The sequence below is a fragment of the Acinetobacter sp. YH12131 genome, assembly GCF_013418635.1.
Classification (GTDB): Bacteria; Pseudomonadota; Gammaproteobacteria; order Pseudomonadales; family Moraxellaceae; genus Acinetobacter; species Acinetobacter towneri.
On the sequence record NZ_VPBQ01000001.1, the window covers coordinates 97447 to 124300 of the forward strand.

At 42.1% G+C, this 26854-nt stretch carries 22 protein-coding genes, 6 tRNA genes and 1 other RNA gene; 14 read left to right on the forward strand and 15 right to left on the reverse strand.

Going from position 1 to position 26854, the window contains the following annotated elements:
• Positions 1–19: 19 nt before the first annotated feature.
• The 8 genes from FTU66_RS00485 to FTU66_RS00520 form a co-directional block, all read right to left on the reverse strand.
• Positions 20–973, reverse strand: coding sequence for a ribose-phosphate pyrophosphokinase (locus FTU66_RS00485; protein ID WP_004972226.1), 954 nt, complete (start codon positions 971–973; stop codon positions 20–22).
• A gap of 36 nt (positions 974–1009) precedes the next feature.
• Positions 1010–1084, reverse strand: a tRNA-Gln gene (locus FTU66_RS00490).
• 93 nt (positions 1085–1177) lie between these two features.
• Positions 1178–1252: transfer RNA gene (locus tag FTU66_RS00495), tRNA-Gln, on the reverse strand.
• A 19-nt stretch (positions 1253–1271) separates the two neighbouring features.
• A tRNA-Gln gene (locus FTU66_RS00500) sits at positions 1272–1346 on the reverse strand.
• A 27-nt stretch (positions 1347–1373) separates the two neighbouring features.
• Positions 1374–1448 (reverse strand) — tRNA-Gln (locus FTU66_RS00505).
• Positions 1447–2277 carry a 4-(cytidine 5'-diphospho)-2-C-methyl-D-erythritol kinase gene (ispE, locus tag FTU66_RS00510; protein ID WP_131260682.1) on the reverse strand — a complete coding sequence of 277 codons (831 nt, stop codon included), beginning with the start codon at positions 2275–2277 and terminating at the stop codon, positions 1447–1449. Before ispE ends, FTU66_RS00505 begins: the two co-directional genes overlap by 2 nt.
• 19 nt (positions 2278–2296) lie before the next feature.
• Positions 2297–2875: a lipoprotein insertase outer membrane protein LolB gene (gene lolB / locus FTU66_RS00515; RefSeq protein WP_180112150.1), complete on the reverse strand. Its 579-nt coding sequence runs from the start codon at positions 2873–2875 to the stop codon at positions 2297–2299.
• 3 nt (positions 2876–2878) lie between these two features.
• On the reverse strand, positions 2879–4594 hold the full coding sequence (locus tag FTU66_RS00520) for a tetratricopeptide repeat protein (RefSeq protein ID WP_180059955.1): 1716 nt from the start codon (positions 4592–4594) through the stop codon (positions 2879–2881).
• Positions 4595–4672: 78 nt separating this feature from the next.
• Here FTU66_RS00520 and hemA point away from each other — a divergent pair, with 78 nt between their 5' ends.
• Entirely contained in the window at positions 4673–5947 is a 1275-nt protein-coding gene (gene hemA, locus FTU66_RS00525) for a glutamyl-tRNA reductase (RefSeq protein WP_180112151.1), read from the forward strand.
• Between the two features lie 68 nt (positions 5948–6015).
• Here hemA and FTU66_RS00530 read toward each other — a convergent pair whose 3' ends face one another.
• Positions 6016–7986 carry a DNA primase gene (locus FTU66_RS00530; protein ID WP_180112152.1) on the reverse strand — a complete coding sequence of 657 codons (1971 nt, stop codon included), beginning with the start codon at positions 7984–7986 and terminating at the stop codon, positions 6016–6018.
• A 198-nt stretch (positions 7987–8184) separates the two neighbouring features.
• Positions 8185–9165 carry an outer membrane protein assembly factor BamD gene (locus tag FTU66_RS00535; RefSeq protein WP_180112153.1) on the reverse strand — a complete coding sequence of 327 codons (981 nt, stop codon included), beginning with the start codon at positions 9163–9165 and terminating at the stop codon, positions 8185–8187.
• Between the two features lie 71 nt (positions 9166–9236).
• On the opposite strand from FTU66_RS00535, the gene rluD reads away from it, so the two are divergent.
• The 3 genes from rluD to FTU66_RS00550 all read left to right on the forward strand — a co-directional run bounded on the left by rluD (position 9237) and on the right by FTU66_RS00550 (position 11713).
• Positions 9237–10289 carry a 23S rRNA pseudouridine(1911/1915/1917) synthase RluD gene (rluD, locus tag FTU66_RS00540; RefSeq protein ID WP_096901019.1) on the forward strand — a complete coding sequence of 351 codons (1053 nt, stop codon included), beginning with the start codon at positions 9237–9239 and terminating at the stop codon, positions 10287–10289.
• A gap of 71 nt (positions 10290–10360) precedes the next feature.
• Positions 10361–11104, forward strand: coding sequence for a peptidoglycan editing factor PgeF (pgeF, locus tag FTU66_RS00545; protein WP_167845845.1), 744 nt, complete (start codon positions 10361–10363; stop codon positions 11102–11104).
• Positions 11105–11143: 39 nt separating this feature from the next.
• Positions 11144–11713, forward strand: a complete 570-nt coding sequence (locus tag FTU66_RS00550; protein ID WP_004972210.1) for a flavodoxin family protein — start codon at positions 11144–11146, stop codon at positions 11711–11713.
• 78 nt (positions 11714–11791) lie between these two features.
• On the opposite strand, the gene smpB is transcribed toward FTU66_RS00550, so the two are convergent.
• Complete coding sequence (smpB, locus tag FTU66_RS00555) at positions 11792–12268, reverse strand: SsrA-binding protein SmpB (RefSeq protein ID WP_004972209.1); 477 nt, start codon at positions 12266–12268, stop codon at positions 11792–11794.
• Positions 12269–12447: 179 nt separating this feature from the next.
• Between smpB and coaD the strand changes: the two genes are divergently transcribed.
• The 4 genes from coaD to FTU66_RS00575 all read left to right on the forward strand — a co-directional run bounded on the left by coaD (position 12448) and on the right by FTU66_RS00575 (position 13759).
• Positions 12448–12939 carry a pantetheine-phosphate adenylyltransferase gene (gene coaD, locus FTU66_RS00560; protein ID WP_004972207.1) on the forward strand — a complete coding sequence of 164 codons (492 nt, stop codon included), beginning with the start codon at positions 12448–12450 and terminating at the stop codon, positions 12937–12939.
• A 1-nt stretch (position 12940) separates the two neighbouring features.
• Positions 12941–13204 carry a YfhL family 4Fe-4S dicluster ferredoxin gene (locus tag FTU66_RS00565; protein ID WP_004972206.1) on the forward strand — a complete coding sequence of 88 codons (264 nt, stop codon included), beginning with the start codon at positions 12941–12943 and terminating at the stop codon, positions 13202–13204.
• A gap of 27 nt (positions 13205–13231) precedes the next feature.
• Positions 13232–13609: RNase P RNA component class A (rnpB, locus tag FTU66_RS00570), an RNA gene on the forward strand.
• Positions 13610–13682: 73 nt separating this feature from the next.
• Positions 13683–13759 (forward strand) — tRNA-Met (locus tag FTU66_RS00575).
• Positions 13760–13797: 38 nt separating this feature from the next.
• Here the strand turns inward: FTU66_RS00575 and FTU66_RS00580 are convergent.
• A complete protein-coding gene (locus FTU66_RS00580; protein ID WP_004972205.1) occupies positions 13798–14211 on the reverse strand; it encodes a hypothetical protein in 414 nt (137 codons plus the stop codon).
• A gap of 193 nt (positions 14212–14404) precedes the next feature.
• On the opposite strand from FTU66_RS00580, the gene FTU66_RS00585 reads away from it, so the two are divergent.
• Positions 14405–14481: transfer RNA gene (locus FTU66_RS00585), tRNA-Met, on the forward strand.
• 143 nt (positions 14482–14624) lie between these two features.
• On the opposite strand, the gene FTU66_RS00590 is transcribed toward FTU66_RS00585, so the two are convergent.
• The 3 genes from FTU66_RS00590 to gltA all read right to left on the reverse strand — a co-directional run bounded on the left by FTU66_RS00590 (position 14625) and on the right by gltA (position 18592).
• Positions 14625–16250: an NAD+ synthase gene (locus tag FTU66_RS00590; RefSeq protein ID WP_180112154.1), complete on the reverse strand. Its 1626-nt coding sequence runs from the start codon at positions 16248–16250 to the stop codon at positions 14625–14627.
• Positions 16251–16605: 355 nt separating this feature from the next.
• Positions 16606–17121 (reverse strand): hypothetical protein, encoded by a 516-nt coding sequence (locus tag FTU66_RS00595; RefSeq protein WP_004972203.1) that lies wholly within the window; start codon positions 17119–17121, stop codon positions 16606–16608.
• 196 nt (positions 17122–17317) lie between these two features.
• Complete coding sequence (gltA, locus tag FTU66_RS00600; protein WP_180112155.1) at positions 17318–18592, reverse strand: citrate synthase; 1275 nt, start codon at positions 18590–18592, stop codon at positions 17318–17320.
• 1154 nt (positions 18593–19746) lie between these two features.
• On the opposite strand from gltA, the gene sdhC reads away from it, so the two are divergent.
• The 5 genes from sdhC to FTU66_RS00625 all read left to right on the forward strand — a co-directional run bounded on the left by sdhC (position 19747) and on the right by FTU66_RS00625 (position 26852).
• Positions 19747–20145, forward strand: a complete 399-nt coding sequence (sdhC, locus tag FTU66_RS00605) for a succinate dehydrogenase, cytochrome b556 subunit (protein WP_026438062.1) — start codon at positions 19747–19749, stop codon at positions 20143–20145.
• Positions 20145–20510, forward strand: coding sequence for a succinate dehydrogenase, hydrophobic membrane anchor protein (gene sdhD, locus FTU66_RS00610; RefSeq protein WP_004972200.1), 366 nt, complete (start codon positions 20145–20147; stop codon positions 20508–20510). Before sdhC ends, sdhD begins: the two co-directional genes overlap by 1 nt.
• A 12-nt stretch (positions 20511–20522) precedes the next feature.
• A complete protein-coding gene (locus FTU66_RS00615; RefSeq protein ID WP_004972199.1) occupies positions 20523–22421 on the forward strand; it encodes an FAD-binding protein in 1899 nt (632 codons plus the stop codon).
• A 14-nt stretch (positions 22422–22435) separates the two neighbouring features.
• On the forward strand, positions 22436–23146 hold the full coding sequence (locus FTU66_RS00620; RefSeq protein WP_004972196.1) for a succinate dehydrogenase iron-sulfur subunit: 711 nt from the start codon (positions 22436–22438) through the stop codon (positions 23144–23146).
• Positions 23147–24029: 883 nt separating this feature from the next.
• A complete protein-coding gene (locus FTU66_RS00625) occupies positions 24030–26852 on the forward strand; it encodes a 2-oxoglutarate dehydrogenase E1 component (protein ID WP_180112250.1) in 2823 nt (940 codons plus the stop codon).
• Positions 26853–26854 lie beyond the last annotated feature (2 nt).

A 26854-nucleotide genomic window follows, 5' to 3' on the forward strand; every position in this document is an offset into this window, starting at 1 on the left:
TTGAAAATTTAGCGCTCTATTATAGATAAGAATCGAACATTGCGCTAATAGATTCTTCGTTGTTAATACGGCGAATTGTTTCTGCAACCATACTTGCTACAGATACTTGGCGAATTTTACCAAGTGCTTGAGCTTCTTCTGAAAGAGGAATGGTGTCTGTAACAACCAGTTCATCAATCACAGAATTTTTCAGGTTTTCAATCGCTTTGCCTGAAAGTACAGGGTGGGTAGCATAAGCAACAACGCGGCGAGCACCAAAAGTTTTAAGTGCATCGGCAGCTTTGCATAATGTACCTGCAGTATCCACCATGTCATCTACAATGACACAGTCACGATCTTTTACATCACCAATCAAATGCATCACTTGTGATTCATTCGCTTTTTGACGACGTTTATCGATAATTGCAAGATCGATATCACCCATTTGTTTTGCAACAGCGCGCGCACGAACCACACCACCAACGTCTGGTGAAACTACCATGAGATTGTCGTGTGACTGTTGACGCAGGTCAGCCAATAGCGCAGGCGTACCATAAATGTTGTCTACAGGGATGTCGAAGAAACCTTGAATTTGGTCTGCGTGCAAGTCAATCATCACTACACGGTCAATCCCTACAGTGGTGAGCATATCTGCAACCACTTTAGCGGTAATTGGAACACGTGTAGAACGAGGACGACGGTCTTGGCGGGCATAACCGAAGTAAGGAATAACGGCAGTAATACGACCTGCACTTGCACGACGCAACGCGTCAGCCATCACCAAGATTTCCATGAGGTTGTCATTGGTTGGCGCACAAGTAGGTTGTACGATAAATACGTCTTTACCACGGACATTCTCGGTAATCTCTACAGCAATCTCACCATCAGAGAAGGTAGAAACTGATGCAGCACCTAAAGGAATGTGCAAGTGGCTTACGACTTTTTGAGCGAATTGTGGATGCGCGGTTCCACTAAAAACGACAAGATTGGGCATGAAGCACCCTTGGCGGTTGGTGTATGTAAGAATAGATGGCAGGGGTAGCTGGATTCGAACCAACGGATGCCGATATCAAAAACCGGTGCCTTACCACTTGGCGATACCCCTAATGCGGCAGAACTTTAATATTTTTACTGCGTTCTGTCAAGGTAAATTAACAGGATAGCGGTAATATTGGGGGTTCTGTCTAATGCGAGAAAATGGCAGGGGTAGCTGGATTCGAACCAACGGATGCCGATATCAAAAACCGGTGCCTTACCACTTGGCGATACCCCTAGATTTGATCACTGTAAGATGGCAGGGGTAGCTGGATTCGAACCAACGGATGCCGATATCAAAAACCGGTGCCTTACCACTTGGCGATACCCCTAATACAGTAATCTACAGGTGAAAGAGATGGCAGGGGTAGCTGGATTCGAACCAACGGATGCCGATATCAAAAACCGGTGCCTTACCACTTGGCGATACCCCTATTGTACTGTGAAATGTCGTAATGGAGATTCATCTAAGCTGTTCACAACGTACGCAGTACATGGTGAGTGTGCCAAAATGTCGTCTACATTCATTTCTGCAGTCACTTCAGTAAAGACACAAGCACCTGTACCTGTAAGCTTTGCTTGACCAAATTGGTCTAAATAACGCATTGCTTCATCAACTTCGGGGTATAAATTTCGTGCCACAGGCTCAAAATTATTTCCAAAGTCAGATGGCTTTATCTGATAGCCGCAGAATTTAGTGGGCTTCGTGTTTCTTGTCAATGTTTTTTGTGAAAAAAGTAGTTGAGTGCTGATAAAACAGTCAGGTTTTAACACAATATATTGTTTTGGGGCTAAGTCTATGAATGTTAACTGTTCACCAATGCCTTCTGCCCATGCATTACGACCATGCACAAAGATCGGTACATCTGCTCCGAGCTGTAAACCAAGTTCAGCTAGTTTTTGAGTATCCAAGCCACATTGCCAAAGTTGATTGACTACAATTAAGGTGGTTGCGGCATTGGATGAACCTCCGCCAAGCCCTGCACCCATAGGGATGTGCTTCTCAATTTTAATATTTAAACCTGTGGCTTGTTTCGCGTAGGGTTTTAAAATTTGCGTGGCTTTGTAAATCAGGTTTTGCTCTAAATTGACACTGTTTAAACCCTGAATTTGAATGCTTTGAGTATCATTGACTTCAAATTCTAGCCAGTCGTATAAATCAATCAGTTGAAAAATAGTCTGCAATTCATGGTAGCCGTTGTCACGACGCCCAGTAATGTGCAAAAACAGATTTAATTTGGCAGGTGAGGGTACACGAATCATGGCGAAACTTGGCAAGTGATTAACGATTTTGGATGAGCATTGTAATACGGTTTTCTTGCCCTGATTCAAGTGCTTGTTTCAAAATCAGACGGTTTGGCAAACTGGCACTGTCGTTATAGCTTAAATCGACTGTCCAGCCATCTTCAATAAATTGAGTCGGGCGCTGTTGGGGATCTTTTTGAATTTGTGCATTCACTGTTGCAGGTCGGGCTTGTACCCAATCGACCAAGTGGGTGATGGGCGCTTGCCAACCTGTGGCTTGTTCTAACAGTTCTTCAGGACTTTCGGCATAAATTAACCCTGTTTTGGCACTGTTGAGGGTGACTTGTCCCGGTTGTCCACTAATTTGCGTTTTACCCACACCCAAAATACCGCTCAGTTCAATATCAAACTGCTGTTGCTGCTGCACCCAAGTAAAAAAGGCACTGCCAGACTGCTGCGGAGTGCGCACGCCAATTTTGCCTTGCAGGTTAAATTGATTTTCGGCTTCAACTTGCTGTGAAATGTTGGCTGTTTTTTGTACGAAAGGCTGACAACCTGTCAGTACAAGGCTACTGGTGGCAAAAAGGGTTAATCCTAATTTTGAAAATAAACGCATGAATCATTTAACTCTTTTAACTGGCTGCGGTAACAATAGCGAATTTAATTGTTGCAATTGCGGATCATTCGGATGATTTTGTTGTAATTGTTGTAACACTTGGCTGAATTTTTGAATATCGCCTTGCATATACAACGATTTTGCATAACGTGAGCCAATCGCGGCACTATGACTCAGGGCGTAAGCTTTTTCTAAAGCTTGTGCCGAAGCGGTGTAGTCATTTTGCAAATAGCTGACATAACCTAAAGTATCTAAAATAGAGGCCTGTTCAGGTGCAAACTCAAGTGCTTGTTCTACATAGCGACGTGCTTCATCCAAACGGCGATTTTGCAGTGCAAGGGTATAGGCGTAGGCATTTAAATAGGTTGGGCTGTTCGGCTCAATTTCCAGTAACTTGGTGAGCAGTTGATCCAGTTTGTCTTTTTCCTGATGTGCATCGAGCAGTAAGACTTCTGAATAGATCAGGTCAGGATCATCGGGCAGGTTTTTGATGGCTTCATCTAACAAACGCAGAGCTGCTTTTTTATTGTCCATGCGTTTTAAAATATCGGCCTGTGCCTGATATAAAAAACTGGCATGCTGCGGATAGTTGACCCGTTCCTGCGTTAAAAAGCGCAGGGCATCGTTCAGTTTATCTTGCTGGGCAAAAATACTGATCATGTTGCGACGTGAAACCGTATAGAGGCTACCATCCACCAAACGATAATAGGCTTTGGCTGTTTCAAAGTGCTGTTTACGTTCGGCATTGACTGCCAAATAGAAATAGGCTTCGTTTTGATATTGGGCTGAATAGCGCAACTCTACTAAATATTTTTCGGCTTTTTCGTATTGTTTCAAGTCAATACTGGTCAAACCTGCAATAAATAAGGCTTCATCTTCCGTAGGCCATTTTTTTAAAATAGCTTCTAGCTTTGTTAGCGCCAAAGTTGCTTCATTTTTTTTGACCAAATATTTGGCTTCGGCTAAACGGACTTCAAAATTATTTTTGTGTTTACGGCTGGATTTTGCATACCAAGCTGCCGTTTCTTCTTCATTGCCAAGTACGCTCAACAAATTGGCTTTCATTAAAATATAGCCAGTGACTTTCGGGCGTTTACGCAGCGCTCGGTTAATGGTATCGAGCGCGGCTTGATATTGTCCATTTTGCGCTTTTAAACCTGCAATCAATACCAAAATAGATGGATTGTCTTTGGCTTTGCTGGTGCGCAGGGCTTGAATCAGAAATTCACGGTCTTCTACAGATTCAGGGGAAATTCCCGCCAAAATTTGTTCTAAGTCAGCCGTGGCATCAATATTTAGAATTTTATCTAAGGTTTCTGCAGCCAAGTCATATTCATGCGCTTTGAGTGCAATGTGCGCCAAATAAAACAGTGCAGGGACATCGGATGGTTCTTGTACCACCCAATGTGTTGCAATATCTAATGCGGCACGTAGGTCATTTTGTTCAATGGCAATATTCAGGGCGCGTTGTTTAATGGAAGTCGAATTGTTCTTAATTGCCAAGACCGTGTAGTTGTGTAATGCAGTTGGAATATCGCCATAAGCCAAGGCAAATTCTGCCACCATGGTTTGTTTTACCGCATTATAATTTGAATTTGCATGATAAATTTCTTCAGATGCTCTAAGATGAGCAACTGAAGCCATGCTACCGACCAGTAAGAATGTGGTAGAATATTGCTTAATTGTCGCGCCGTATGGTCGGCTATTTGTTTGACGCAATTTTTCTTGATCCAAGTAATGCTTTTTATGACACCGTTATTGCACAATAGCATAAATTTAGCGAAATGATGATCTGATATGTCTTTCTTTGCATTGGGTGTCAACCATCAAACCGCCTCTGTAGAGTTGCGCGAGCAAATTGCATTTAACCCAGAAAAGTTAAGTGCCTTACTTGCTGAGCAAAGCCAACATCCCGAACTGAATGATTTGGTGGTGGTGTCTACCTGCAACCGTACCGAAGTCTACGCCATGTCTGAACATCCAGAACAGGTGTTGGATTGGCTTGCACACGTCAATGGTATTGATGCGAAGCAATTGAGTCGTCATGTTTATCGTTATGAAAATGCACAGGCGGTGTCGCATTTAATGCGCGTAGCCAGTGGGCTAGATTCACTCATGTTGGGTGAGCCGCAAATTTTAGGTCAGGTCAAAACTGCGCTGTCTTTAGCCAAAGACTCACATACGGTTTCGCAACAACTCAACCGAATTTTTGAATATGCGTTTTATGCTGCCAAACGGGTACGTTCAGAAACTGCCGTAGGCAGCCATGCCGTGTCTATGGGTTATGCGGTAGCGCAACTGGCGTTACAAGTATTTAGCCATCCTGAAAAACTAACAGTGATGGTGGTGGCTGCAGGCGAAATGAATAGCCTTGTGGCGAAGCATTTGGCCGAGATGGGCGTCGCTAAAATTTTAATTTGTAACCGTACCCGCGCTCGTGCCGAAGCTTTGGCACAAGAAATTGCGCATCGGGTTGAAGTTGAAATTATTGAATTTGATCAGTTAGCGGCCAATTTACACCGCGCTGATGTAATTTCAAGCTGTACGGGTAGTTTGCATCAGGTGATTGCTTATCCTGAAGTGAAAGCAGCGTTAAAGAAACGTCGCTATCAGCAAATGTTGTTGGTCGATTTGGCCGTACCACGTGATATTGATCCTAAAATTGAAAATTTGGATGGCGTGTATTTGTACGGGGTCGATGACCTGCAAAGCGTGATTGATGAAAACTTGGCGCAGCGTCGTCAGGCGGCTGTGGAAGCAGAGCTAATGGTCAATCAGCTTGTGACTGAGTTGGTGACCCATCAAAAAGTTCAGCAAGCAGGTGCGACCATTCATGCTTACCGTGAACATGGCGAAAGCTTGCGTCAGGAAGAATTAAATTTGGCGATGGCGCGTATTGCCAAAGGTGAAGATGCTGCACAAGTTATGCAAGAATTTTCCTATCGTTTAACCCAAAAACTGCTGCATCCAACTTCTATTTTATTGCGTGAAGCAGCCAAAGGTGATGAGCCTGAATGTTTTGAGTTTATGCAGGAAAATTTAGCAGCGACTGCCAAACGTCGTCGCAAATAAGTAAGATTAACGTGATTTACAAAAAAGATTTTTGACGATACAAACTTAATCTAATCAGACCAGATCGCTTATTCCTCTAACAAGGTCAGCGATCTTTTTTTATCAATTTCATAAATTTGATGTTTCAATCGCTTCATTTCTTCAATACTGCTGAATTTTTTGGAGCGAATTTTTTGCTGTAAACAGTCGTATTGCAATTTGGTCGAAAAATCCTGCGCCAATTTATCGACGTGTTCAGGAGAAGTCGTGTAATCACTGACATTGGCTTGTTGTAAAATGCGCTGTAATTCATAGTGATACGCTGAGCATGCACCCAAAATATAATATTTGGCTTGTTCAGGATCATCGGGTAGATCATCAAAAATAGTATTTAAAATATTTAAGATTTGGTGTAGCAGATGATCATTTGGAATCAGCGCACGTAACGGTTCAAAGTGAATATACAAATACGGGTGATTGATTAGAATCGCAATCACATATTCTTCGGCATCGACTTTGGTGCTAAAACTTAAAGATGCATCGTTATTGGTCTGTGCCTGCCATTTACGGTTAAAGCCTAACTTTTCACGGAAAAACTGTTGCAGCAAATAGCGATAAGAACCCGTTTTGGGCAAAAGTTCGGTCAACTGCCGCAGTTCACCCATGACCTGACTTTTGCCTTCAGGGGTACTGATATTATGGTTTTGGGTGAGATGCGCAAAGACAAAATCTGATAGCAAAGGTGCTTGATCTAATAAACGTCGGAAATTTTCGATGCCTTCACGACGAATAAGTGAGTCAGGGTCGTGCTCATTGGGTAAAACAAAGAACTTCAGTTCACGTCCATCATTGAGCAAAGGCAGTGCAATTTCCAGTGTACGACGTGCGGCTTTTTGACCTGCGGCATCGCCATCAAACGCGATGGTAATGCGGTTGTTTTGGCGGAATAGAATGTTTAAATGATCGGTATTACTGGCTGTACCGAGTGTCGCTACAGCACCATGAACGCCGTATTGCTGCAAGGCAATCACATCCATATAGCCTTCGACCATTAAATAATCTTGGGCTTTTTGTTTGCGTCCTTCATATAAACCATAGAGCAATTGGTTTTTATGAAACACTTCTGAGTCGGGCGAGTTGATGTATTTGGGTTTGATTTCATCATTAAGTGCGCGACCACCAAAGCCGACCACACGTCCTTTGCTGTCACGGATTGGAAAAATCACCCGATCACGTAATAAATCGAAGTCACGTCCCTTGTCACTGGTACGAATTAAGCCTAGCAGTTTTAAACCTGCAATGTCTTGCGGAAAGGCTTTTTCTAAATGCTGCCAATCTTCAGGTGCATAACCCAAACGCCAAAACTGCAAGGTTTGTGCGGTTAAACCACGTTTTTGAAAATACTGTTGCGCGGCAGGGCTGTGCGGCAATTGCTGCTCATAATATTGCGCTACATTTTCTAGCAAGTCGTATAAGTTGCCTTCCTGTGCAGGAGTTTCCTGCGTGCTGTCCCATTGCTCAAAGCTTGCAAACGGGTCGGCACTGTTTTGAAATTCCGAGTTCTGAAATTCCGAATTTGCGTATTCAGCACTTTGAAATTCGGCAAAAGGATCAAAGTCGATGCCTGTAGCATCCAAAGCTTGCTCGTTTGTTGCAGCTTGAGTCGCAGAAATTTCGTTTTGGTCTTTTGCTGTTGGCTTGGGTTGAGCTATCGGTGTTGGCTTTTTGGCTTCGCGTTTATAAGACAGTTTTTTATTGTCGTGCTGATCTTTCGGGAGTTCGATACCTGTTTGACTGGCCAAGTCTTTCATGACATCTATAAAATTACGGTTATCAATATCCATTAAAAAGCGGATGGCGTTACCATTGGCCTGACAACCAAAGCAATGATAATACTGCTTGTCACGGTAAACGTGAAAAGACGGGCTTTTTTCCTGATGGAACGGGCAGCAGCCCGAATAGGTACGACCAGTTTTTTTTAATTTCACGCGCTGACCAATCAGATCGACAATATCAGTGCGATCTAAAATTTGATCAATCGTGTGCTGTGGAATGGCCATACGGTTTTGTCTGTTATCTCTTGGTAGTAAAAGGTTCGCCGAACAGGTCGAATACATCAGACTGTGCTGATTGACTCAATGATTATTCTCTTTTGTATCTTTTTCTAGGGCGGGAAACAAGCCCATAAAAGATCAAAGGGCAAGTATCATAACTTGCCCTTTACATTTTTCAAAACTGAAAAACCAGTCGGAAAGGGTTTATTCAGCGCTGTCATTTTGAGATTTTGGACGATCTAGCAAACCAAAACTCAAACGGTTGGTGAGGCTGCGTGACGGCTCTGCTTGCGCTTTAGCATCTGACTGCTGTGCTTCGGTGCTGCTTTGCGCTTCACGTCCGAAAATACCCAAAGTTGCACGATTAAGCCAGCTGGCATCATGGCGGGCAGCACGTAAATTCACGCTACCATCTGCTTTAACTAAGTTTGGATAGTTTAGTTTCAATACATCAATATATTGTTGAGCCGTAGCTTGATCGCCCAATTTGCCATAACCATAAGCCACCGTTGCCAATGCTTCAGGAATTTGCGGTGTTTGCGGATAGTGTTCAATTACCCACAATGAACGCTCAACTGCAGCCACCCATGCTTTACGTTTAATGTTATAACGTGCTGCATTCATTTCGGCTTCAGCCAGTTCCTGACCAATAAACTGCATACGCTGTGCCGCATCTACTGCATAAGTGCTTGATGGATAGCGACGGATAAAATCGACAAAGTTTTGATAGGCCAGTTTTAAATAACTAACATCGCGGTGTGATTGCTTGAGCGAGGTATAACGCAACAAACCATCATAGTTTTGTTCCATATTCGCCACACCACGTACATAGTAGGCATAATCGGCTTTAGGATGCTGCGGGTTCATGCGGATGAAACGATCTGCAACAGCAATTGCGCCTTCATAATCTTTTTGCTGGAATTTTGCATACAACAATTCAAGCTGCGCCTGCTGCGTATAATCACCCGTTGGGTAATAGGTTTCTAAAGCTTCAAGATGCTTAACGGCATCGGTGTATTGACCACGATCCAGTGCTTTTTCTGCTTTTTCAATATAAACTTGTTCGCTAGATTGCGGACCAGTATCGACCACTTCTTTTTTTGGATTGCTGCTACAGCCCACAATTGCAGACGCAACGCCGAGTGAAAGAGCAAGCATTGTTATTTTATAACGTGGTAGCGACATAAAAATTCCTCTGTTAATACGGGCAATGAGCTACAATTGCGCTATTAAACCACTTTTGTCTGAATGAGCAAATGAGTCAAGCACAATCTACCCATTCCAATTTACCTGAAACTGAGTTCAATTTACTTGAAGATGCTGAGGATGCAGATAACCATACTTCAGACTCAACTGCAACACGTTTATCGTTGCAATTTCAATTGGATGACAGCCACTTAGGACTACGCATCGACCAAGTTGCAGCCATCATTTGGAGTGAATTTTCACGTGAAAAGCTAAAACAGTGGCTCAAAGACGGTCATTTGTTGGTAAATGGTAACACGGTCAAACCTAAATATAAGTGTGAAGGAGATGAGCTTCTTACCCTAGAAGTCGAGCTTGAAGCGCAAACCCGCAGCCTGCCTGAAGATATTCCACTGGATATTATTTATGAAGATGATGACATCATGGTGATTAATAAACCTGTGGGCATGGTGGTGCATCCGGGGGCGGGAAATAGCTCTGGAACTCTGGTAAATGCCTTGCTGCATCATTATCCAAAATCGGCTGAGTTGACTCGTGCAGGTTTGGTGCATCGTATTGATAAAGACACTTCGGGTTTGCTGGTGGTTGCTAAAAATCTGGAAACACAGTTTGCCTTGACTAAACAACTGGCGAAAAAGTCAGTCTATCGTTTATACGACTTGGTGGTGTACGGCAACATGATTGCGGGTGGCACAGTCGATGAGCCGATTAAACGCCATCCTGTAGATCGGGTGAAAATGGCTGTCTTGCCGGGCGGCAAAGACGCCGTCACACATTACAATGTTAAAGAACGCTTTCAGCATTTCACCCGTGTTCAGGCACGTTTGGAAACTGGGCGAACTCATCAAATTCGTGTGCATCTAAGTTATATTGGTTATGGTTTGGTTGGCGATCCTGTTTATACGCCACGTGTACGTGTGCCAGCAGGCGCATCGGCATTATTAAACGATACCTTGCGTAACTTTAAACGTCAGGCCTTACATGCCGTCAAACTCGGTTTGGTGCATCCACGTACTCAAGAAGAAATGATGTTTGAAGCGCCGTGGCCTGAAGACTTTAAACAATTGGTAGACGTGTTACGCAGTGAAAATGCTGCCTATTAATTGTTGCATAGACAGCATTAACAAGATCAACTCAGATACGGCAATGCCAGAAAACGACTAAGGATAGATTTATGCAATTTGTTCAAGGATTACCTGCAGGTGTGTATGTTGGGCAAACCCGCATACAACATGTGCAAGCTTTAGCGACAGACTGTGCCGATGTATCTGGTTTTAATCTGGCGCTGCATGTGCAGGATGATGCATGGCGTGTGCAGCAGCATCGTATGAGTTTACTGGCAGAGTTTGCTGAATATGGGGTCGATAAAATGACGTGGATGACGCAAACACATAGCGTGTTGTGTCAGACCATTAATGAGCAAATCACTTGTGAAGCTTTAGAAGGCGATGGTTTGGTCACTCAGCGTAAAGCGCATGCTTTAATGATGATGACCGCAGACTGTTTACCTGTGGTTTTGGGCAATGCCGAAGGCACTGAGGTTGCGAATCTGCATGCAGGCTGGCGTGGTCTTGCCAACGGTATTATCGAAAACACCATCGTCGAAATGCAAAGTGCTCCAACATGGGCGTGGTTGGGTGCGGCTATTAGTCAGCCGTGTTTTGAAGTTGGGGCTGAGGTGAAACAGGCATTTTGCGATAAATATCCTGAATTAGACACGGCTTTTATTGCAGGGCAGCAGCAAGGTAAATATCTCGCTGACTTGTATGCGATCGCGCGTTTTATTTTGCAGCAGCATGGTGTTACAACGGTCTTGGGCGGTGATCAGTGCTCGTATCAACAAGCCGATGATTACTATTCTTACCGCCGTCAAGCACGTACAGGACGTATGGCAACATTCGTGTTTATGCAGGCTTAGTGTTAAACTTGACTTAATTATTTGGTTTTAAACATTCTCATGTCAGTGACTCATTCAACATCTTCTTGCGCTGCTATTCGTGTGGCGGTGGTTTATCACAGTCCTTATGGTCATACTGCTAAGGTGGCACAGCATATTGCACAAGGTGCTGCGCAAATGGATGCTCAGGTGACTTTGATGGATGTGGCTGAAATTGAATGGGATAGCCTAGATCAAGCCGATATTATCATTATGGGCTGTCCAACTTATATGGGCAGCATTACTTCGGCTTTAAAACAGTTTATGGAGCAATCGTCTAAGCGTTGGTTGGCCAGAACTTGGCAGGGCAAACTGGCGGCAGGTTTTACCAATGGCGGTGGTTTAAGTGGCGATAAACTGGCGGTGCTGCAACAAATTAATTTATTTGCGATGCAGCATGGCATGTTGTGGTCAGGTTTACCGTTTATGCCGACAGGGCGTAGTCCACACGATATTAACCGCATGTCGAGCTTTTTGGGTTTAATGACGCAGTCTGATAATGCCAGTGTTGAAGTTACGCCACCCGAAGGTGATTTGGAAACTGCAGTCAAATTTGGTAAATATTTGGTGGAATTAAAACTTAAAGACTAAGCATTTTTAGTTTTACAACTTCCATAAAAAATGCTCGATGTTGATCTCGAGCATTTTTTATGGGCGGAATGTGCAAAATTATTTGTGCATCAAACGTGCTTTATCACGCTGCCAATCGCGGTCTTTTTCAGAAGCGCGTTTATCGTGCAATTGTTTACCTTTCACCAAAGCAATTTCAAGCTTCGCTAAAGGGCCTTTCCAATAACATGCTAAAGGTACGCAAGAATAACCTTTTTGATTGACTGCACCCATCAACTTTTCAATTTCACGTCGTGAAAGTAAGAGTTTGCGGGTACGGGTCGCTTCAGGCACTACATGCGTTGAAGCCGACAAGAGTGGTTGAATTTGTGCACCAAATAAAAAGGCTTCATTGTCACGAAACAGGATATAACTTTCGGTAATAGTCATACGTCCTGCGCGCAAAGATTTGACTTCCCAACCTTGCAAAGAAAGTCCTGCTTCAAATTTTTCTTCAATAAAATAATCGTGGCGTGCACGTTTATTCTGTGCAATTGTTCCGCCCGTATTTTTTTTAACTACAGTTAGCTTCGCCATATTCAATTACTTCCAAACTTATGACTATTGTGCCTCAAACCAAGGCTTGCTGACAAATCAAAATCATCACAACTGTTGGCTAAACTGCTTTGATATTTCATAATTTGGTAGACTTTAGTTCACTAAAATTTTTTGTATTTGTTAAACTAACTTTGACAAAACCAACTAGAGCATAATGGATGTCTAAAACTCGCGTAATTTATCCGGGCACCTTTGACCCGATTACTAATGGTCATATTGACTTGGTGACACGTGCTGCAAAAATGTTTGATGAAGTCGTGGTCGCAATTGCCATTGGACATCATAAAAATCCAATTTTTACTTTGGAAGAACGTGTGGAATTGGCACAGGCATCTTTAAAGCATTTGCCTAATGTTGAATTTGTCGGATTTGATGGTTTATTGGTTAATTTTTTCCGTGAGCAAAATGCGACTGCAGTTTTGCGTGGTTTGCGTGCTGTTTCAGATTTTGAATATGAATTTCAGTTGGCAAATATGAACCGTCAATTAGATGCGAAATATGAAGCGGTATTTCTGACTCCTTCAGAGCAATATTCATTTATTTCTTCTACATTAGTTCGTGAAATTGCACGCTTAAAAGGTGATGTGACTAAATTTGTTGCACCTGTTGTGGTCGAAGCCTTTGAGCGTAAATTACGACAAGGTTGGTAGCGTGTCTTTATATATTACCGATGAATGTATTAACTGTGATGTCTGTGAACCTGTATGCCCAAATGAGGCAATTTATATGGGTGAGCTGATTTATGAGATTAATCCAGCATTATGTACTGAATGTGTAGGACATCACGAGCAGCCGCAGTGTCAGTTATTTTGCCCAGTCGATTGTATTCCGCTCGATCCAGAGCATGTAGAAACACAGGAACAATTGCTGGAAAAATATAAAAAACTGATTGCTCAAAAAAGCGCAAGCAATTAACTTATAATTTTGCTAAGATGCGCCTTCGAAGTGAACCAGACGATCGCTGCTGTGGAGGTCTCCGTGACTGAAACAGGGGAGGAAAGTCCGGGCTTCATAGGGCAGGGTGCCAGGTAACGCCTGGGCGGCGTGAGCCGACGGAAAGTGCAGCAGAGAGTAGACCGCCTTCGTATGGTTTCTTTTTCGGAAGAAATTGAAGGTAAGGGTGAAAGGGTGCGGTAAGAGCGCACCGCATGGCTGGTAACAGTTCATGGCATGGTAAACCCCACCAGAAGCAAGACCAAATAGGAATCCTGAGGTACGGCCCGTACTGGATTCGGGTAGGTCGCTTGAGCGTATGAGTGATTGTACGCCTAGAGGAATGATCGTTCTCGACAGAACCCGGCTTATCGGTTCACTTCACCAAATTTTAAGCAATTGATGCGTGATAAGGCTTGACGTTACCTAGATTACAGCAGATAATGCGCGCACAGTTTTTGGCTATGTAGCTCAGTTGGTTAGAGCACCGCACTCATAATGCGGGGGTCACAGGTTCAAGTCCCGTCATAGCCACCATTTTTCAGACCACGTTCACTAACGTGGTCTTTTTTTGTTTAAAATTTATTTGTGCAATCTATTTGAGCTGTATCTAGTTGAATCTGCATTTGTAGGTTTTGAATCTGTTGCCAATTGGCTTGTTGATCAGAGTGAGCAAAAATTTTGGCATCGACCTGATTTAATTTTTTTAGCGAAATGTGTTGTGATGCACAATAACGCCCTACAGCACGCTCATAAGCCAGTTGTTGCTGCGCTGCAGCATTGAGTTGATGTGCCGTTAAAATCTTTTGCTGCCCTTTGGCATAAGCAACCAAGACACGTCGGTCTGCGATGCTATAACTCATTTTAGAATTAATAAATTGCGCAACATCACGCCGTACACCGTTGTAATCTACAAAAATAGGTGAAACCAAAGCGCAGGAACTTAAGCCAACAACAAGGCTACTCAGTATTATAGACTTCAAGATCATGGTTGAATTTATTCTCTTTTTTCTGTGTGACTTGATATAGATTTTGCTGCAAATATTTAAGAATCTCCGTAAGAAAATAGTAATTTGATTAAAATTAAACAAATTGCACTGTTTTTGCTTAAACTGTGAGCGTTTGTAAATTAAAATACTTGACGATGCAGGGCTAAGTTTAGATAATGCGCACACAGTTTATGGCTATGTAGCTCAGTTGGTTAGAGCACCGCACTCATAATGCGGGGGTCACAGGTTCAAGTCCCGTCATAGCCACCATTTTTATAGACTAAGCTCTCAGCTTGGTCTTTTTTTATGTCAAAATTTTAGGCTACTTTTTGCAGCATTGGTTTAATGGCAGGTACAAAAAAACCAAGCCGTAGCTTGGTTTTTTATATCTTTGTTTAAGCAATGCTTTAGCGTTAAATCCCTGCTTTCCAACCATTGACGAGCGGATAGCGACGTTCACGACCAAAAGCGCGTGAACTAATACGTGGTCCTAATGCACCTTGGCGACGCTTGTACTCGTTGCGATCAACCAATTGAATGACTTTCTCGACCATCGCGCGTTCAAAGCCTTTGCTAATGATGTCTTCTTGGCTCTGATCTTCTTCAATATACGCATACAAAATCGCATCGAGCACTTCGTATGGTGGTAAAGAATCTTGGTCTTTTTGGTCAGGGCGCAATTCTGCAGAAGGTGGGCGAGTAATCACACGTTCTGGAATAACAGGGGCGTCAGCAATACTGTTACGGTATTTTGCCAGTTCAAATACAATGGTTTTATACACGTCTTTGAGTACGGCATAACCACCGACCATATCGCCGTATAAGGTGCAATAGCCAACAGCCAGTTCAGATTTGTTGCCTGTAGACAGGACTAAGTTACCAAATTTGTTGGAAAGCCCCATCAAAATCGTACCGCGTGCACGAGCTTGTAAATTTTCTTCTGTGGTGTCGCTAGGGCTGTTACCAAAGAAAGGATACAGCGTTTGCATAAAGCTATTTACGATCGGGTGAATTTCGGCAATACCAAAAGTCACGCCTAAAGTTTTGGCTTGCTCTGCAGCATCTTCCACACTAATTTGCGCGGTATAAGTGTACGGCATCATTACCGCTTGTACCTTATCTGCACCAATTGCATCAACCGCAATGGCAAGGGTAAGTGCTGAATCAATTCCACCCGACAAGCCTAGAATTACACCTGGAAAGCCAGAGCGTTGCACATAGTCACGGGTTGCTAATACTAAACCTTGATAGATTTCTGCAAGGGTGTCTAAAGCTGGGCTAATTTCGGCAGTTTTAAAGTGCTTCTGTGCAGCGTCATATTCTGCGTAGAATAAACCTTCTTGGTAGGTTGGGGCTTGTAATGCAACATTGCCTGCTTGGTTAATCACAAAGCTCGTACCATCGAAGATTAAATCATCTTGACCGCCAACTTGGTTTACATACACCACATTGAGATGTAATTGTTTTGCCAGTTCGGTCATGGTCTGTACACGATGCTGCGGTTTACCCACTTCATAAGGCGATGCGTTCAAGACCAATGCAGTTTCTACATTCAACTGTGCCAATTGCTGCACGGTTGGCAAAGACCATAAATCTTCGCAAATCAAAACGCCAAATTTATGACCAAGGTATTCAAAAACTAAGTGTTGATGACCTTCATCAAAATAGCGTTTTTCATCAAATACAGCATAATTTGGTAAATTTTGCTTGTTGTAAATACCTAAGATGTTGCCATCTTTCATGACGGCAGCCGAGTTAAAGCGCTGACCATCTTCAGTTTCATTGACAAAGCCGAAAACTAAAACAATATCTTTAATTTCACGTAATTGTTCAAATGCTTGTTGTGTGCGTTGATTCAAGCTTGGGCGAAGTAATAAATCTTCTGCAGGGTAGCCCAAAATTGAAAGTTCAGGAAAAATAATCAAATCTGTATGTTGTTTTTTCGCTTCATTTGCTTGTTCAAGCATTTTTTGCGCGTTTGCTTCGAGATTGCCAATGTGTGGAGAGAACTGTGCAAGGGCAATTTTAAAAGATTTCATTTAAATTAAGTCCTATTCCTATAGGTGTAGAATACACGTAAGTGGCTGATGATTATTGTTATAAAAATTTCAGCGCAGTGTATTGTGGATTAAACGACTGCCGAAAGGCACAAATAAAAACCATTTATTATCTAACAGATAAAGATCTTATTTTGCAGTGCAAAAATGGAGACTTTTGCTATTTTATCTTAATTTAGAATAGATGCTAGCATCGAATACACTTTATTGTCTTGTCTGCAAGAATATCATTGAAATGTGACAGAATTTTTATGCTATTTATTTGAAAAGCATTATATTTTTAGGTTGTATGATGCATGTATTTTTCGTGAAATAAGCATGTATCAAGATGAGCGGGTTAAGTCGAGCGGTGCGGGCTGTTTAAAATAATATTGTCTATTTTTTTTAGAAAAATATCTTTGGCAATTTCACCTTGTTGCTCAATGTTGTAAGCAAAAAAAGGTTTCGCTTCAATTAAGCGATAATGATATGGATTGTAACGCTTAAAACTCAAAAAATACGCGGTTTGCAATACCGCACCACGCAGTAAGACATTGATGTGATGTTGATGCTGTAAAATGTGCGCCATCTCATGAATAAAGATCGCTTGATAGCCACGGTGTGCTTGGCTGTAGTCGGCTAGATAATGCCGATTACGCACATGAATATAGCCACAGGGGGCCATAAAAATGTGCTGTGGCTGCCAAGGCAAATAAGGATGGTTCATGACTTTGACTTGGCTGTAGTCAATCAGATTGCCAAACACAGATTGGCACAACTGTATTTCCATTGCAGTTAGGCTTCGACATCTAAACTGATCTAGTTTGAGCAGTCGCATCAATAAGCTGAGAATGAATAAATGCAGTTGTAGCATGGAAATGAGTCGTAAGTGGCAGACATCAAAAATATAGCCTAAATCCGCAATGATCTAAATTTTATTTTACGTTTTGGTTGTGGTTTAGGACAAACCAAACAGAAATGAGTTTGGTGAGCTAAATAAAAGCAATAAAAAAACCACCCGAAGGTGGTTTTTTTGTCGTGTCGTTTTACACGCTACAACGCAGACCGAATTAACGGTTGATGTCGCGTTGAGTGTAGCCAGTGTAAAGCTGACGAGGACGACCGATTTTGTAAGGACCGCTGTGCATTTCTAACCAGTGGCTGATCCAACCAACTGTACGTGCAAGTGCGAAAATTACAGTAAACATTTCTGTTGGGATACCAATCGCTTTAAGGATGATACCTGAGTAGAAGTCTACGTTAGGGTATAAGTTACGCTTGATGAAGTATTCATCAGATAACGCAATACGCTCAAGTTCCATTGCAAGAGCGAGTTGTGGATCGTTGATACCTAAGTCGTTAAGTACTTCGTCACAAGTTTGCTTCATTACAGTTGCACGTGGGTCATGGTTTTTATAAACGCGGTGACCAAAGCCCATAAGTTTAACTTCTTTAGTCTTCACTTTTTCCATGAACTCAGCAACGTGTTCTACAGAGCCGATTTCATCAAGCATCTTAAGAACAGCTTCGTTCGCACCACCGTGAGCAGGACCCCAAAGTGCAGAAATACCTGCAGAGATACATGCGTATGGGTTAGCGCCAGTAGAACCAGCTAAACGTACAGTTGAAGTAGACGCGTTTTGTTCGTGGTCAGCGTGAAGCGTGAAGATACGATCCATTGCGCGAGCGTGAACAGGGTTTACTTTGTAATCACGGTCTGCTGGAGTAGCAAACATCATGTACAAGAAGTTTTCTGCGTAGCTTAAGTCGTTACGTGGGTAAACAAATGGTTGACCAACAGTGTACTTGTAGCTCCAAGCCGCTAAAGTAGGAATCTTCGCGATTAAACGAATCGCTGTGATTTCACGGTGGTTAACATCTTCGATGTCTAAGTTGTTGTGATAGAACGCAGATAACGCACCAACAACACCTACCATGATTGCCATAGGGTGAGCGTCACGACGGAAACCGTTATAGAAACGTTTTACTTGGTCGTGAACCATAGTGTGGTTACGAACTTTAGCGTCAAAATCAGCTTTTTGTTCTGCAGTTGGAAGCTCGCCATTTAATAATAAGTAGCAAGTTTCTAAGTAGTCAGCTTTAGTCGCTAATTGGTCAATTGGGTAACCACGGTGTAAAAGAATACCTTTGTTACCATCAATGAACGTAATTTTAGACTCGCAAGACGCTGTTGCCATAAAACCAGGATCAAAAGTAAAGTGACCTGCCGCCAACACATCCTTAACGTCAATTACATCTGGGCCTAATGTGCCGCTGTAAATTGGTAATTCAATTTCTTTTCCATCAAGCTGTAATACGGCTTTTTTGCCAGTTGCTTCAGACATTCAATAGATCTCCTGTCCTGGTGAATGTTGATCTGACTCGAAGTATCAATCTTTTAATGCGCAAGTCAGACGGATTAAAAATTAGCTCTAAGATTAGAGAGTACTGAAATTTTGTCAATTATACTTATGGATTAAGCAGACGACTGTTTATAGAAAAAGCCGAAAAAATTCCAGTAAAAAAATCAATAAAATCACAGCACAGCCGCCGTATCATAAGTCAAAATTTGTCGGATGTGCAGAAAAAAATCATCAATACGGATTAATTGTAAGCAATTTTAAATACTGGTTTTGATGGGCTATTTCTTTGGCAGGATTAAGTCTATTACTTAAATTTATCTAATTCTCATAACTTACACGTTTTTATATACACGGTAGGGTGGTCAGATTGGTTGGAGTGGGCAGTGAGTCTGGTATTTAAATTCGATATTGATTGATCAAAAAATGACTGATTGAACTTCAGAAAATAGCCATGATCCATCATATTTTGAGTGGGAAATGATGAAATTCTTGTGAGTAAAGCGCGGTTTTTTGTTTATACAGAGACAAAAAATACTGGATAAGTCATTCATTCGCATGATGATTATCATTTTTAATATTTATTTAGGTGTGGTGTTTAAAGTAAATATAAGTTGTATAAATAGATTGAGGTATGTGCCGACATTAAAGTTTAATCCATGATCAGGTGTACCTTGACCAAAGCAAAGTGATGGGCTGTCTGGATCTAAGAGTCTTGTGTTGTGGTTGTAAATTGCTGCAAACAGTGGAGTACACACATATATAGTGCTGCTACTTATATATAAGTATGTGAAAACCCGAAGAACATCTGAAAAACAAAGTACAAATTTATCTTTAGTCTAAATATTCTAAACAGGTATAAAGCCATATATAGAGCCTATTACTGAATAATTTGTATAAAAACATTGTGTTAGAAGTGTAATTGCAATTCGTTCAAGCAGGTTGTTGCTTCTTGTTGTTGTTAACGATTCTTATTTAAAGGATTTTTGGCAAAAAAGCCGAGCTGTGTTGTTTGTATTTTGACAGTTGACGTTTTATAATTCAGTGTCGTTTTAAGGTTAGGCATGAATTTGCCTGACAATGCCAGCTTTCCTTCGAATTTATTCCAACAAACTCCGGATGGAGTTTTTACTTACAGGATGCCCGCTGTGAAAAGCAACAGACCTGTCAATTTGTCCATGGGTCAAGTTTTAGAAGTAAACTTAAAATCGCCCGTGGCTATTGCATCAATTCTACACCGTCTTTCTGGTGTCATCGTATTTTTACTCGTACCGGTACTTTTATGGTTGTTAGACAAGTCTTTGTCTTCACCTGAAGGTTTTGCTCAAGTTCAAGAAATTTTTAACGGTTTCTTTGTGCGCTTTATCGTATGGGTATTTGTAGCCGGCTTAATCTATCACTTCATTGCTGGTGTTAAGCACTTACTTGCTGACCTTGGTTTTGCAGAAGAACTGCAAAGTGGTCGCATTGCAGCTACTATTTCATTGATCTTGTCTGCTATCGGTATCGTTGCAGCATTTGTATGGATTGTAATCTAATGAAAAGTGCTACAGGTTTAACGGGTTCAGGTTCTCGCGATTGGTTTATCCAACGTATTAGTGCTGTTGTTCTTGCTGTTTATACCGTTGTGGTATTTGGTTGGATTCTTCTTAACGGTGGATTCAACTTTGAACAGTGGTACGGCTTTATGATGACATTACCAATGAAGATTATGTCTTTATTGGCAGTCTTATCTCTTGTTGCACATGCTTGGATCGGTATGTGGCAAGTATTCACTGACTATGTGACTACTCGTCAAATGGGTCCTTCAGCTTCAGGTTTACGCCTAGTGCTGACTTCAGCAGTGATTATTGCTGTTTTTGCATACGCAATCTGGGCAATCCAGATTTTCTGGGCGAATTGATAGGAAAATATCATGGGCGCGATTAACCCTAAAGAAGATTATACAAATATTCCACACCAATTCTTTGACGCAGTCATCGTTGGTGGTGGTGGTTCAGGTATGCGTGCATCTTACCAACTTGCTCAAGCAGGTTTGAAAGTTGCGGTATTGACCAAAGTATTCCCTACACGTTCACACACTGTTGCAGCGCAAGGTGGTATTGGTGCATCTCTTGGTAATATGCAAGAAGATAACTGGCACTACCACTTTTATGACACAGTAAAAGGTTCTGACTGGTTGGGCGACCAAGACGCGATTGAATTCATGACGCGTGAAGCGCCACAAGTGGTTTATGAATTAGAACACTTGGGTATGCCATTTGACCGTAACGCAGACGGTACAATTTACCAACGTCCATTCGGTGGTCACTCTGCAAACTACGGTGAAAAAGCAGTTCCACGTGCATGTGCTGCAGCTGACCGTACAGGTCACGCACTTCTTCACACGCTTTATCAAAGCAACGTGAAAATGGGCACTCAATTCTTCGTAGAATGGATTGCTCTTGATTTGATCCGTAACGAAGCTGGCGATGTACTAGGTGTGACTGCAATTGACCAAGAAACAGGTAAAATCGCAGTATTCCAAGCGAAAGCGACATTGTTTGCTACAGGTGGTGCAGGTCGTGTGTACCGTGCATCTACAAACGCATATATCAACACTGGTGACGGTCTTGGTATGGCTGCGCGTGCAGGTATTCCATTACAAGATATGGAATTCTGGCAGTTCCACCCAACAGGTGTTGCGGGCGCGGGCGTATTGTTAACGGAAGGCTGTCGTGGTGAGGGTGGTATCCTTCGTAACGATTCAGGCGAACCGTTCATGGAGCGTTATGCACCAACTTTGAAAGACTTGGCGCCACGTGACTTCGTATCACGTTCTATGGACCAAGAAATTAAAGAAGGTCGTGGTTGTGGTCCAAACAAAGACTACATCTTGCTTGATATGACGCACTTAGGTGCAGACACAATCATGAAGCGTCTTCCATCTGTATTTGAGATTGGTAAGAAATTCGCGAACGTTGACTGTACTAAAGAGCCAATTCCTGTTGTGCCTACAATCCATTACCAAATGGGTGGTATTCCAACCAATATTCATGGTCAAGTGGTTGTTCCAGAAAGCCGTGAAACTCAAGAGTTGGTTGCGAACTACAACGCAGAAACTGATACATATACAACCAACGCGGGTGACCGTGACTTTGCTAAACCAGTAAAAGGTTTCTATGCAATTGGTGAGTGTTCATGTGTATCTGTACACGGTGCAAACCGTTTAGGTACAAACTCATTGCTTGACTTGGTTGTATTTGGTAAGGCTGCTGGTCAACACATCATTGAGTATGTGACTAAGCAACATGATGGTGAGTACGAACCACTTCCAACAACTGTACTTGAAAATACTGTGAACCGTATTCGTAAACTTGACGAATCGACTTCAGGTGAAAACGCTCAAGAAGTTGCTGATGCAATTCGTAACATCGTTCAAGACCACGCAGGTGTATTCCGTACTTCAGCATTGCTTGATGAAGGTGTGAAACAAATTCTTGCGCTTGAGCCACGTGTTCGCAACATTCATTTGAAAGACAAATCTAAAGTATTCAACACTGCACGTGTAGAAGCATTAGAAGTTGAAAACTTGTATGAAGTTGCTAAAGCGACACTAATCTCAGCTGCTGCACGTAAAGAATGTCGTGGTGCGCATACGGTTGTAGACTTTGAGTTACCACCAGATCACCCAACTTATTCTTATGGTCGTCGTGATGATGAGTGGATGAAGCATACTTTATGGTTCTCTACAGATAACCGTCTTGAGTACAAACCAGTACGTTACAAGCCGCTTACTGTAGCTGCTATTCCACCTAAACCACGTACATTCTAATTGGGAGAAGTAAGATGAGTAGAGGTACTCGTACATTTAATATCTACCGCTACGATCCTGATAAGGATAAAGCACCGTACATGCAAACTTTTAAGCTTGAATTGACTGATAAGCACCGTATGTTGCTTGATGCACTTCTTGAATTGAAGGTACAAGACGAATCTTTGACATTCCGTCGTTCATGTCGTGAAGGTATTTGTGGTTCTGATGGTGTAAACATCAATGGTAAAAATGGTTTAGCGTGTCTTTGGAACCTAAACGATTTACCTGAAGTGATCACAATTCGTCCGCTTCCAGGTCTTCCTGTAATTAAAGACTTGGTTGTAGACATGAATCAGTTCTACGATCAGTATAACAAGATTCATCCGTTCTTGATCAACAACCAACCTGCGCCACCAAAAGAGCGTTTACAATCTCAAGAAGAGCGTGAGCATCTTGATGGTTTGTATGAATGTATTCTTTGTGCATGTTGTTCAACTTCATGCCCATCATTCTGGTGGAACCCAGACAAGTTCTTGGGTCCTTCAGCGTTGTTGAATGCATATCGTTTCATTATCGATTCGCGTGATACTGCAACTCAAGAGCGTTTGGCTCGTCTTGACGATCCATTCTCTTTGTTCCGTTGTAAAGGTATTATGAACTGTGTATCTGTATGTCCTAAAGGCTTGAACCCAACTAAAGCAATCGGTCACATCCGTAACATGCTTTTAGATATGGCTGGCTAATAGACTGCGTGATCAGTTGAGAAAAGCACACCTAGGTGTGCTTTTTTTTGTGCCAAAATTACGATAAAAGTCGTGTGATAAGTTGCTTGTTTTTGATGAGTACGTAAATGAAAAATGTTGCATGCAAAGAAGTGATTAAAAAGTGAGTATTTGATATTTTTTAGGTATAACTGTTGGATAAATAGACAAAAACAGCATTTAGCCGACTAAAGTTGCACACAATTGTAATCCAGTGCTGCTATTTTGTTGTAAAGCATGGGCAAATGCCAAGTTTAGCTGCAATATTTATTTTTAGATGTTATCATGTAACGTGTAAGTGAGAGGGCAGATTGAGAGATGTGCTCTCTTTTATTTTATCTGAAATAGCGGTGTTGGACTTTGGTCTAAATTGCATCTGTTTTTTAAATAAAGCACCATATGTTAGATGAAAATAGAATCAGTGTATTTCGCCAATTTATAGGAGGTATGTGTCAAAAAAATCAATTGCATTTCTGAGATCATGTTACGATTAACAAATGACTATATCTGAAAAATGTTGAATTTTTGTACATTTTATCAACATTTTAAGTGCAAATGATGTGTTATTAAATCAGGACTATTGCAGAAAAGTCGTATTAGAAAAGCTAAGACTGAGCACTTATTTTTTCTAAAACGATTTTGCAAAAAATTGCTCGGCTTGGGTCGAGTATATAAATGAGTGATGATGCCAATGAGGGCGTTATGATTCATAAATGACATTGGGTTTTCCTAATGTAGTGATAACGCCTCATGACATATGTCAACTGGGGACTAATGTCATGTTACCAATTTGACATTATCAATCATGGGTTTTGCTTAAAAAGCATCCTGGAAAATGTTTTTGCAATAGGAAATGGGTCCACAAATGCAAGAAGTTGCTGACGCACTGCGTCTTGACACTGAACTTTCCGCTGATAGTGCAGCGTATATTGAAGAACTTTACGAGCATTATTTGACGTCACCGGAATCAGTCGGTGCTGATTGGCGCGAATATTTCGATAAATTCCCGAAGGGTGATCAACCACACAGTAATGTACGTGAGCAATTCCTTTTATTAGGTCGTAATTCAAATCGCGTTCAAGCCATTGTTCAAGGTTCAGTGAGTTCTGAACATGAACAACGTCAAATTGGCGTGTTGCAACTGATTGCTGCTTACCGTAACCGTGGTCACCAAAAAGCAAAATTAGATCCACTAGGTTTGGCAAAACGTGAAGACGTGCCAGATCTTGATCTTGCTGCGCATGGTTTAACTAAGTCTGATTTAGATACCGTTTTCCATACAGGTAATTTGGAAATTTGTAAATCTGAAGCAACACTAGGCGAAATGGTTGATGCCATGCAGGCGATCTACTGCGGTTCAATTGGTGCAGAATACATGCACATTGTTGATACCAAAGAAAGACGCTGGATTCAACAACGCTTAGAAAGCGCACGTGGTAAGTTCACATTTACTGCAGATCAAAAGAAACACGTTCTTGAGCGCTTAACAGCAGCTGAAGGTCTAGAAAAATATCTAGGTAATAAATACGTTGGTGCGAAACGCTTTGGTGTAGAAGGCGGTGAATCATTTATCCCGATGGTAAATGAAATCATTCAACGTGCGGGTGCTGTTGGCTGTAAAGAAGTCGTCATTGGCATGCCACACCGTGGTCGTTTGAACCTGCTTGTGAATATCATGGGTAAAAACCCAGCAGACCTATTTGGTGAGTTTGAAGGTAAGAGCTTGCACAAAAAAGGTTCTGGCGACGTAAAATATCACCAAGGTTTCTCATCTAACGTGATGACCCCAGGTGGTGAAGTGCACTTGGCACTTGCGTTTAACCCATCACACTTGGAAATTGTTGGTCCAGTGGTTGAAGGTTCTGTTCGTGCACGTCAAGTACGTCGTAAAGACATTGGTGGTGATGACGTATTGCCATTAATCGTACATGGTGACGCAGCATTTGCAGGTCAGGGTGTGAACCAAGAAACCTTCCAAATGTCACAAACTCGCGGTTATACTGTAGGTGGTACAGTTCACATTGTGATTAACAACCAAGTTGGTTTCACAACTTCTGACCCACGTGACGCACGTTCTACAGAATACTGTACTGACATTGCAAAAATGATTCAGGCGCCAATTTTCCACGTGAATGGCGATGACCCTGAAGCTGTGATTTTTGTATCTCAATTGGCGCACGATTTCCGTCATACGTTCCGTAAAGACGTCGTGATTGATTTGTTCTGCTACCGTCGTCGTGGTCACAACGAAGCTGACGAGCCAGCAGCAACTCAGCCAATGATGTATCAAGTGATCAACAAAAAGACCACAACACGTACTTTATATGCTGACCAATTGGTGCAAGAAGGTGTGTTGGATCGCGCTGCGGCAGATCAAATGGTTGAAGACTACCGTTCTGATTTAGAAGCGGGTAATCACGTTGCGAATGCGTTGGTACTTGAGCCAAATACCAAAATGTTTGTAGATTGGTCTCCGTACTTAGGTCACGATTATACAGACGTTTGGGATACGACTTTCCCTGTTGAGCGTTTGAAAGAACTTGGTCAAACCATGCGTAAACTTCCAGAAGGTTTCGTGATGCAGCGCCAAGTTGCCAAAGTGATTGACGATCGCTTGAAAATGCAAACAGGTGAAATGCCACTGAACTGGGGTGCAGCTGAAACTTTAGCTTATGCAACTTTGTTGGATGAAGGCTATTTAGTTCGTTTGACTGGTGAAGACGTAGGTCGTGGTACTTTCTCACACCGTCATGCGAAATTGCACAACCAAGTCGATGGTAAAACTTATATTCCACTTTGCCACATTAAAGAGAACCAACCACGCGTTGCAATCTACGACTCATTATTGTCTGAAATGGCAGTATTGGCATTTGAATATGGTTATGCGACGACCCTTCCAAAGAGCTTGATTATTTGGGAAGCACAATTCGGTGACTTTGCCAACTGTGCTCAAGTGGTAATCGACCAGTTCATTTCATCTGGCGAAACCAAGTGGGAGCGTGTGTGTGGTTTAACGATGCTTCTTCCACACGGTTTTGAAGGTCAAGGTCCTGAGCACTCATCTGCACGTTTAGAGCGTTTCTTACAGCTTTGTGCGGAAGAAAACATGCAAGTGATGACACCAACAACACCTGCACAGATTTTCCACGCTTTACGTCGTCAGGCGATTCGTCCAATCCGTAAGCCAATGATCATCATGTCGCCGAAGTCTTTACTTCGTCACAAGTTAGCAGTGTCTAACCTTGATGAGCTTGCAACTGGTACATTCCAGACTGTGATTGATGAAATTGACAACATCAACAAATCAGACGTGACGCGTTTGGTATTGTGTGGTGGTAAAGTGTATTACGACTTGCTTGAAAAACGTCGTGAATTAGAATTGAACAACACTGCAATTGTTCGTATTGAACAGTTGTACCCATATCCAGAACAACGTATTGCTGAAGTTCTTGCTTCTTATCCAAACGTAAAAGAATTAGTTTGGACTCAAGAAGAGCCGAAGAACCAAGGTGCTTGGTTATTCATCGCGCCACGTTTATATGATGACGTAATGAAAACTGGTAAACAGATTCGCATTAGTTATGCGGGTCGTGAAGCATCTGCAGCACCAGCGTGTGGTTCACCATATTTGCATGCAAAACAACAAGCTCAGCTCATCAATGACGCGCTTGCGATCGTAGCTGAATAACA

Coding starts and splice junctions, on each gene's coding strand:
- FTU66_RS00485 (WP_004972226.1), bottom strand. CDS start 973: ATGCCCAATCTTGTCGTTTTTAGTGGAACCGCGCATCCACAATTCGCT.
- ispE (WP_131260682.1), bottom strand. CDS start 2,277: ATGATTCGTGTACCCTCACCTGCCAAATTAAATCTGTTTTTGCACATT.
- lolB (WP_180112150.1), bottom strand. CDS start 2,875: ATGCGTTTATTTTCAAAATTAGGATTAACCCTTTTTGCCACCAGTAGC.
- hemA (WP_180112151.1), top strand. CDS start 4,673: ATGTCTTTCTTTGCATTGGGTGTCAACCATCAAACCGCCTCTGTAGAG.
- FTU66_RS00530 (WP_180112152.1), bottom strand. CDS start 7,986: ATGGCCATTCCACAGCACACGATTGATCAAATTTTAGATCGCACTGAT.
- FTU66_RS00535 (WP_180112153.1), bottom strand. CDS start 9,165: ATGTCGCTACCACGTTATAAAATAACAATGCTTGCTCTTTCACTCGGC.
- rluD (WP_096901019.1), top strand. CDS start 9,237: ATGAGTCAAGCACAATCTACCCATTCCAATTTACCTGAAACTGAGTTC.
- pgeF (WP_167845845.1), top strand. CDS start 10,361: ATGCAATTTGTTCAAGGATTACCTGCAGGTGTGTATGTTGGGCAAACC.
- FTU66_RS00550 (WP_004972210.1), top strand. CDS start 11,144: ATGTCAGTGACTCATTCAACATCTTCTTGCGCTGCTATTCGTGTGGCG.
- smpB (WP_004972209.1), bottom strand. CDS start 12,268: ATGGCGAAGCTAACTGTAGTTAAAAAAAATACGGGCGGAACAATTGCA.
- coaD (WP_004972207.1), top strand. CDS start 12,448: ATGTCTAAAACTCGCGTAATTTATCCGGGCACCTTTGACCCGATTACT.
- FTU66_RS00580 (WP_004972205.1), bottom strand. CDS start 14,211: ATGATCTTGAAGTCTATAATACTGAGTAGCCTTGTTGTTGGCTTAAGT.
- FTU66_RS00590 (WP_180112154.1), bottom strand. CDS start 16,250: ATGAAATCTTTTAAAATTGCCCTTGCACAGTTCTCTCCACACATTGGC.
- FTU66_RS00595 (WP_004972203.1), bottom strand. CDS start 17,121: ATGCTACAACTGCATTTATTCATTCTCAGCTTATTGATGCGACTGCTC.
- gltA (WP_180112155.1), bottom strand. CDS start 18,592: ATGTCTGAAGCAACTGGCAAAAAAGCCGTATTACAGCTTGATGGAAAA.
- sdhC (WP_026438062.1), top strand. CDS start 19,747: ATGCCCGCTGTGAAAAGCAACAGACCTGTCAATTTGTCCATGGGTCAA.
- sdhD (WP_004972200.1), top strand. CDS start 20,145: ATGAAAAGTGCTACAGGTTTAACGGGTTCAGGTTCTCGCGATTGGTTT.
- FTU66_RS00615 (WP_004972199.1), top strand. CDS start 20,523: ATGGGCGCGATTAACCCTAAAGAAGATTATACAAATATTCCACACCAA.
- FTU66_RS00620 (WP_004972196.1), top strand. CDS start 22,436: ATGAGTAGAGGTACTCGTACATTTAATATCTACCGCTACGATCCTGAT.
- FTU66_RS00625 (WP_180112250.1), top strand. CDS start 24,030: ATGCAAGAAGTTGCTGACGCACTGCGTCTTGACACTGAACTTTCCGCT.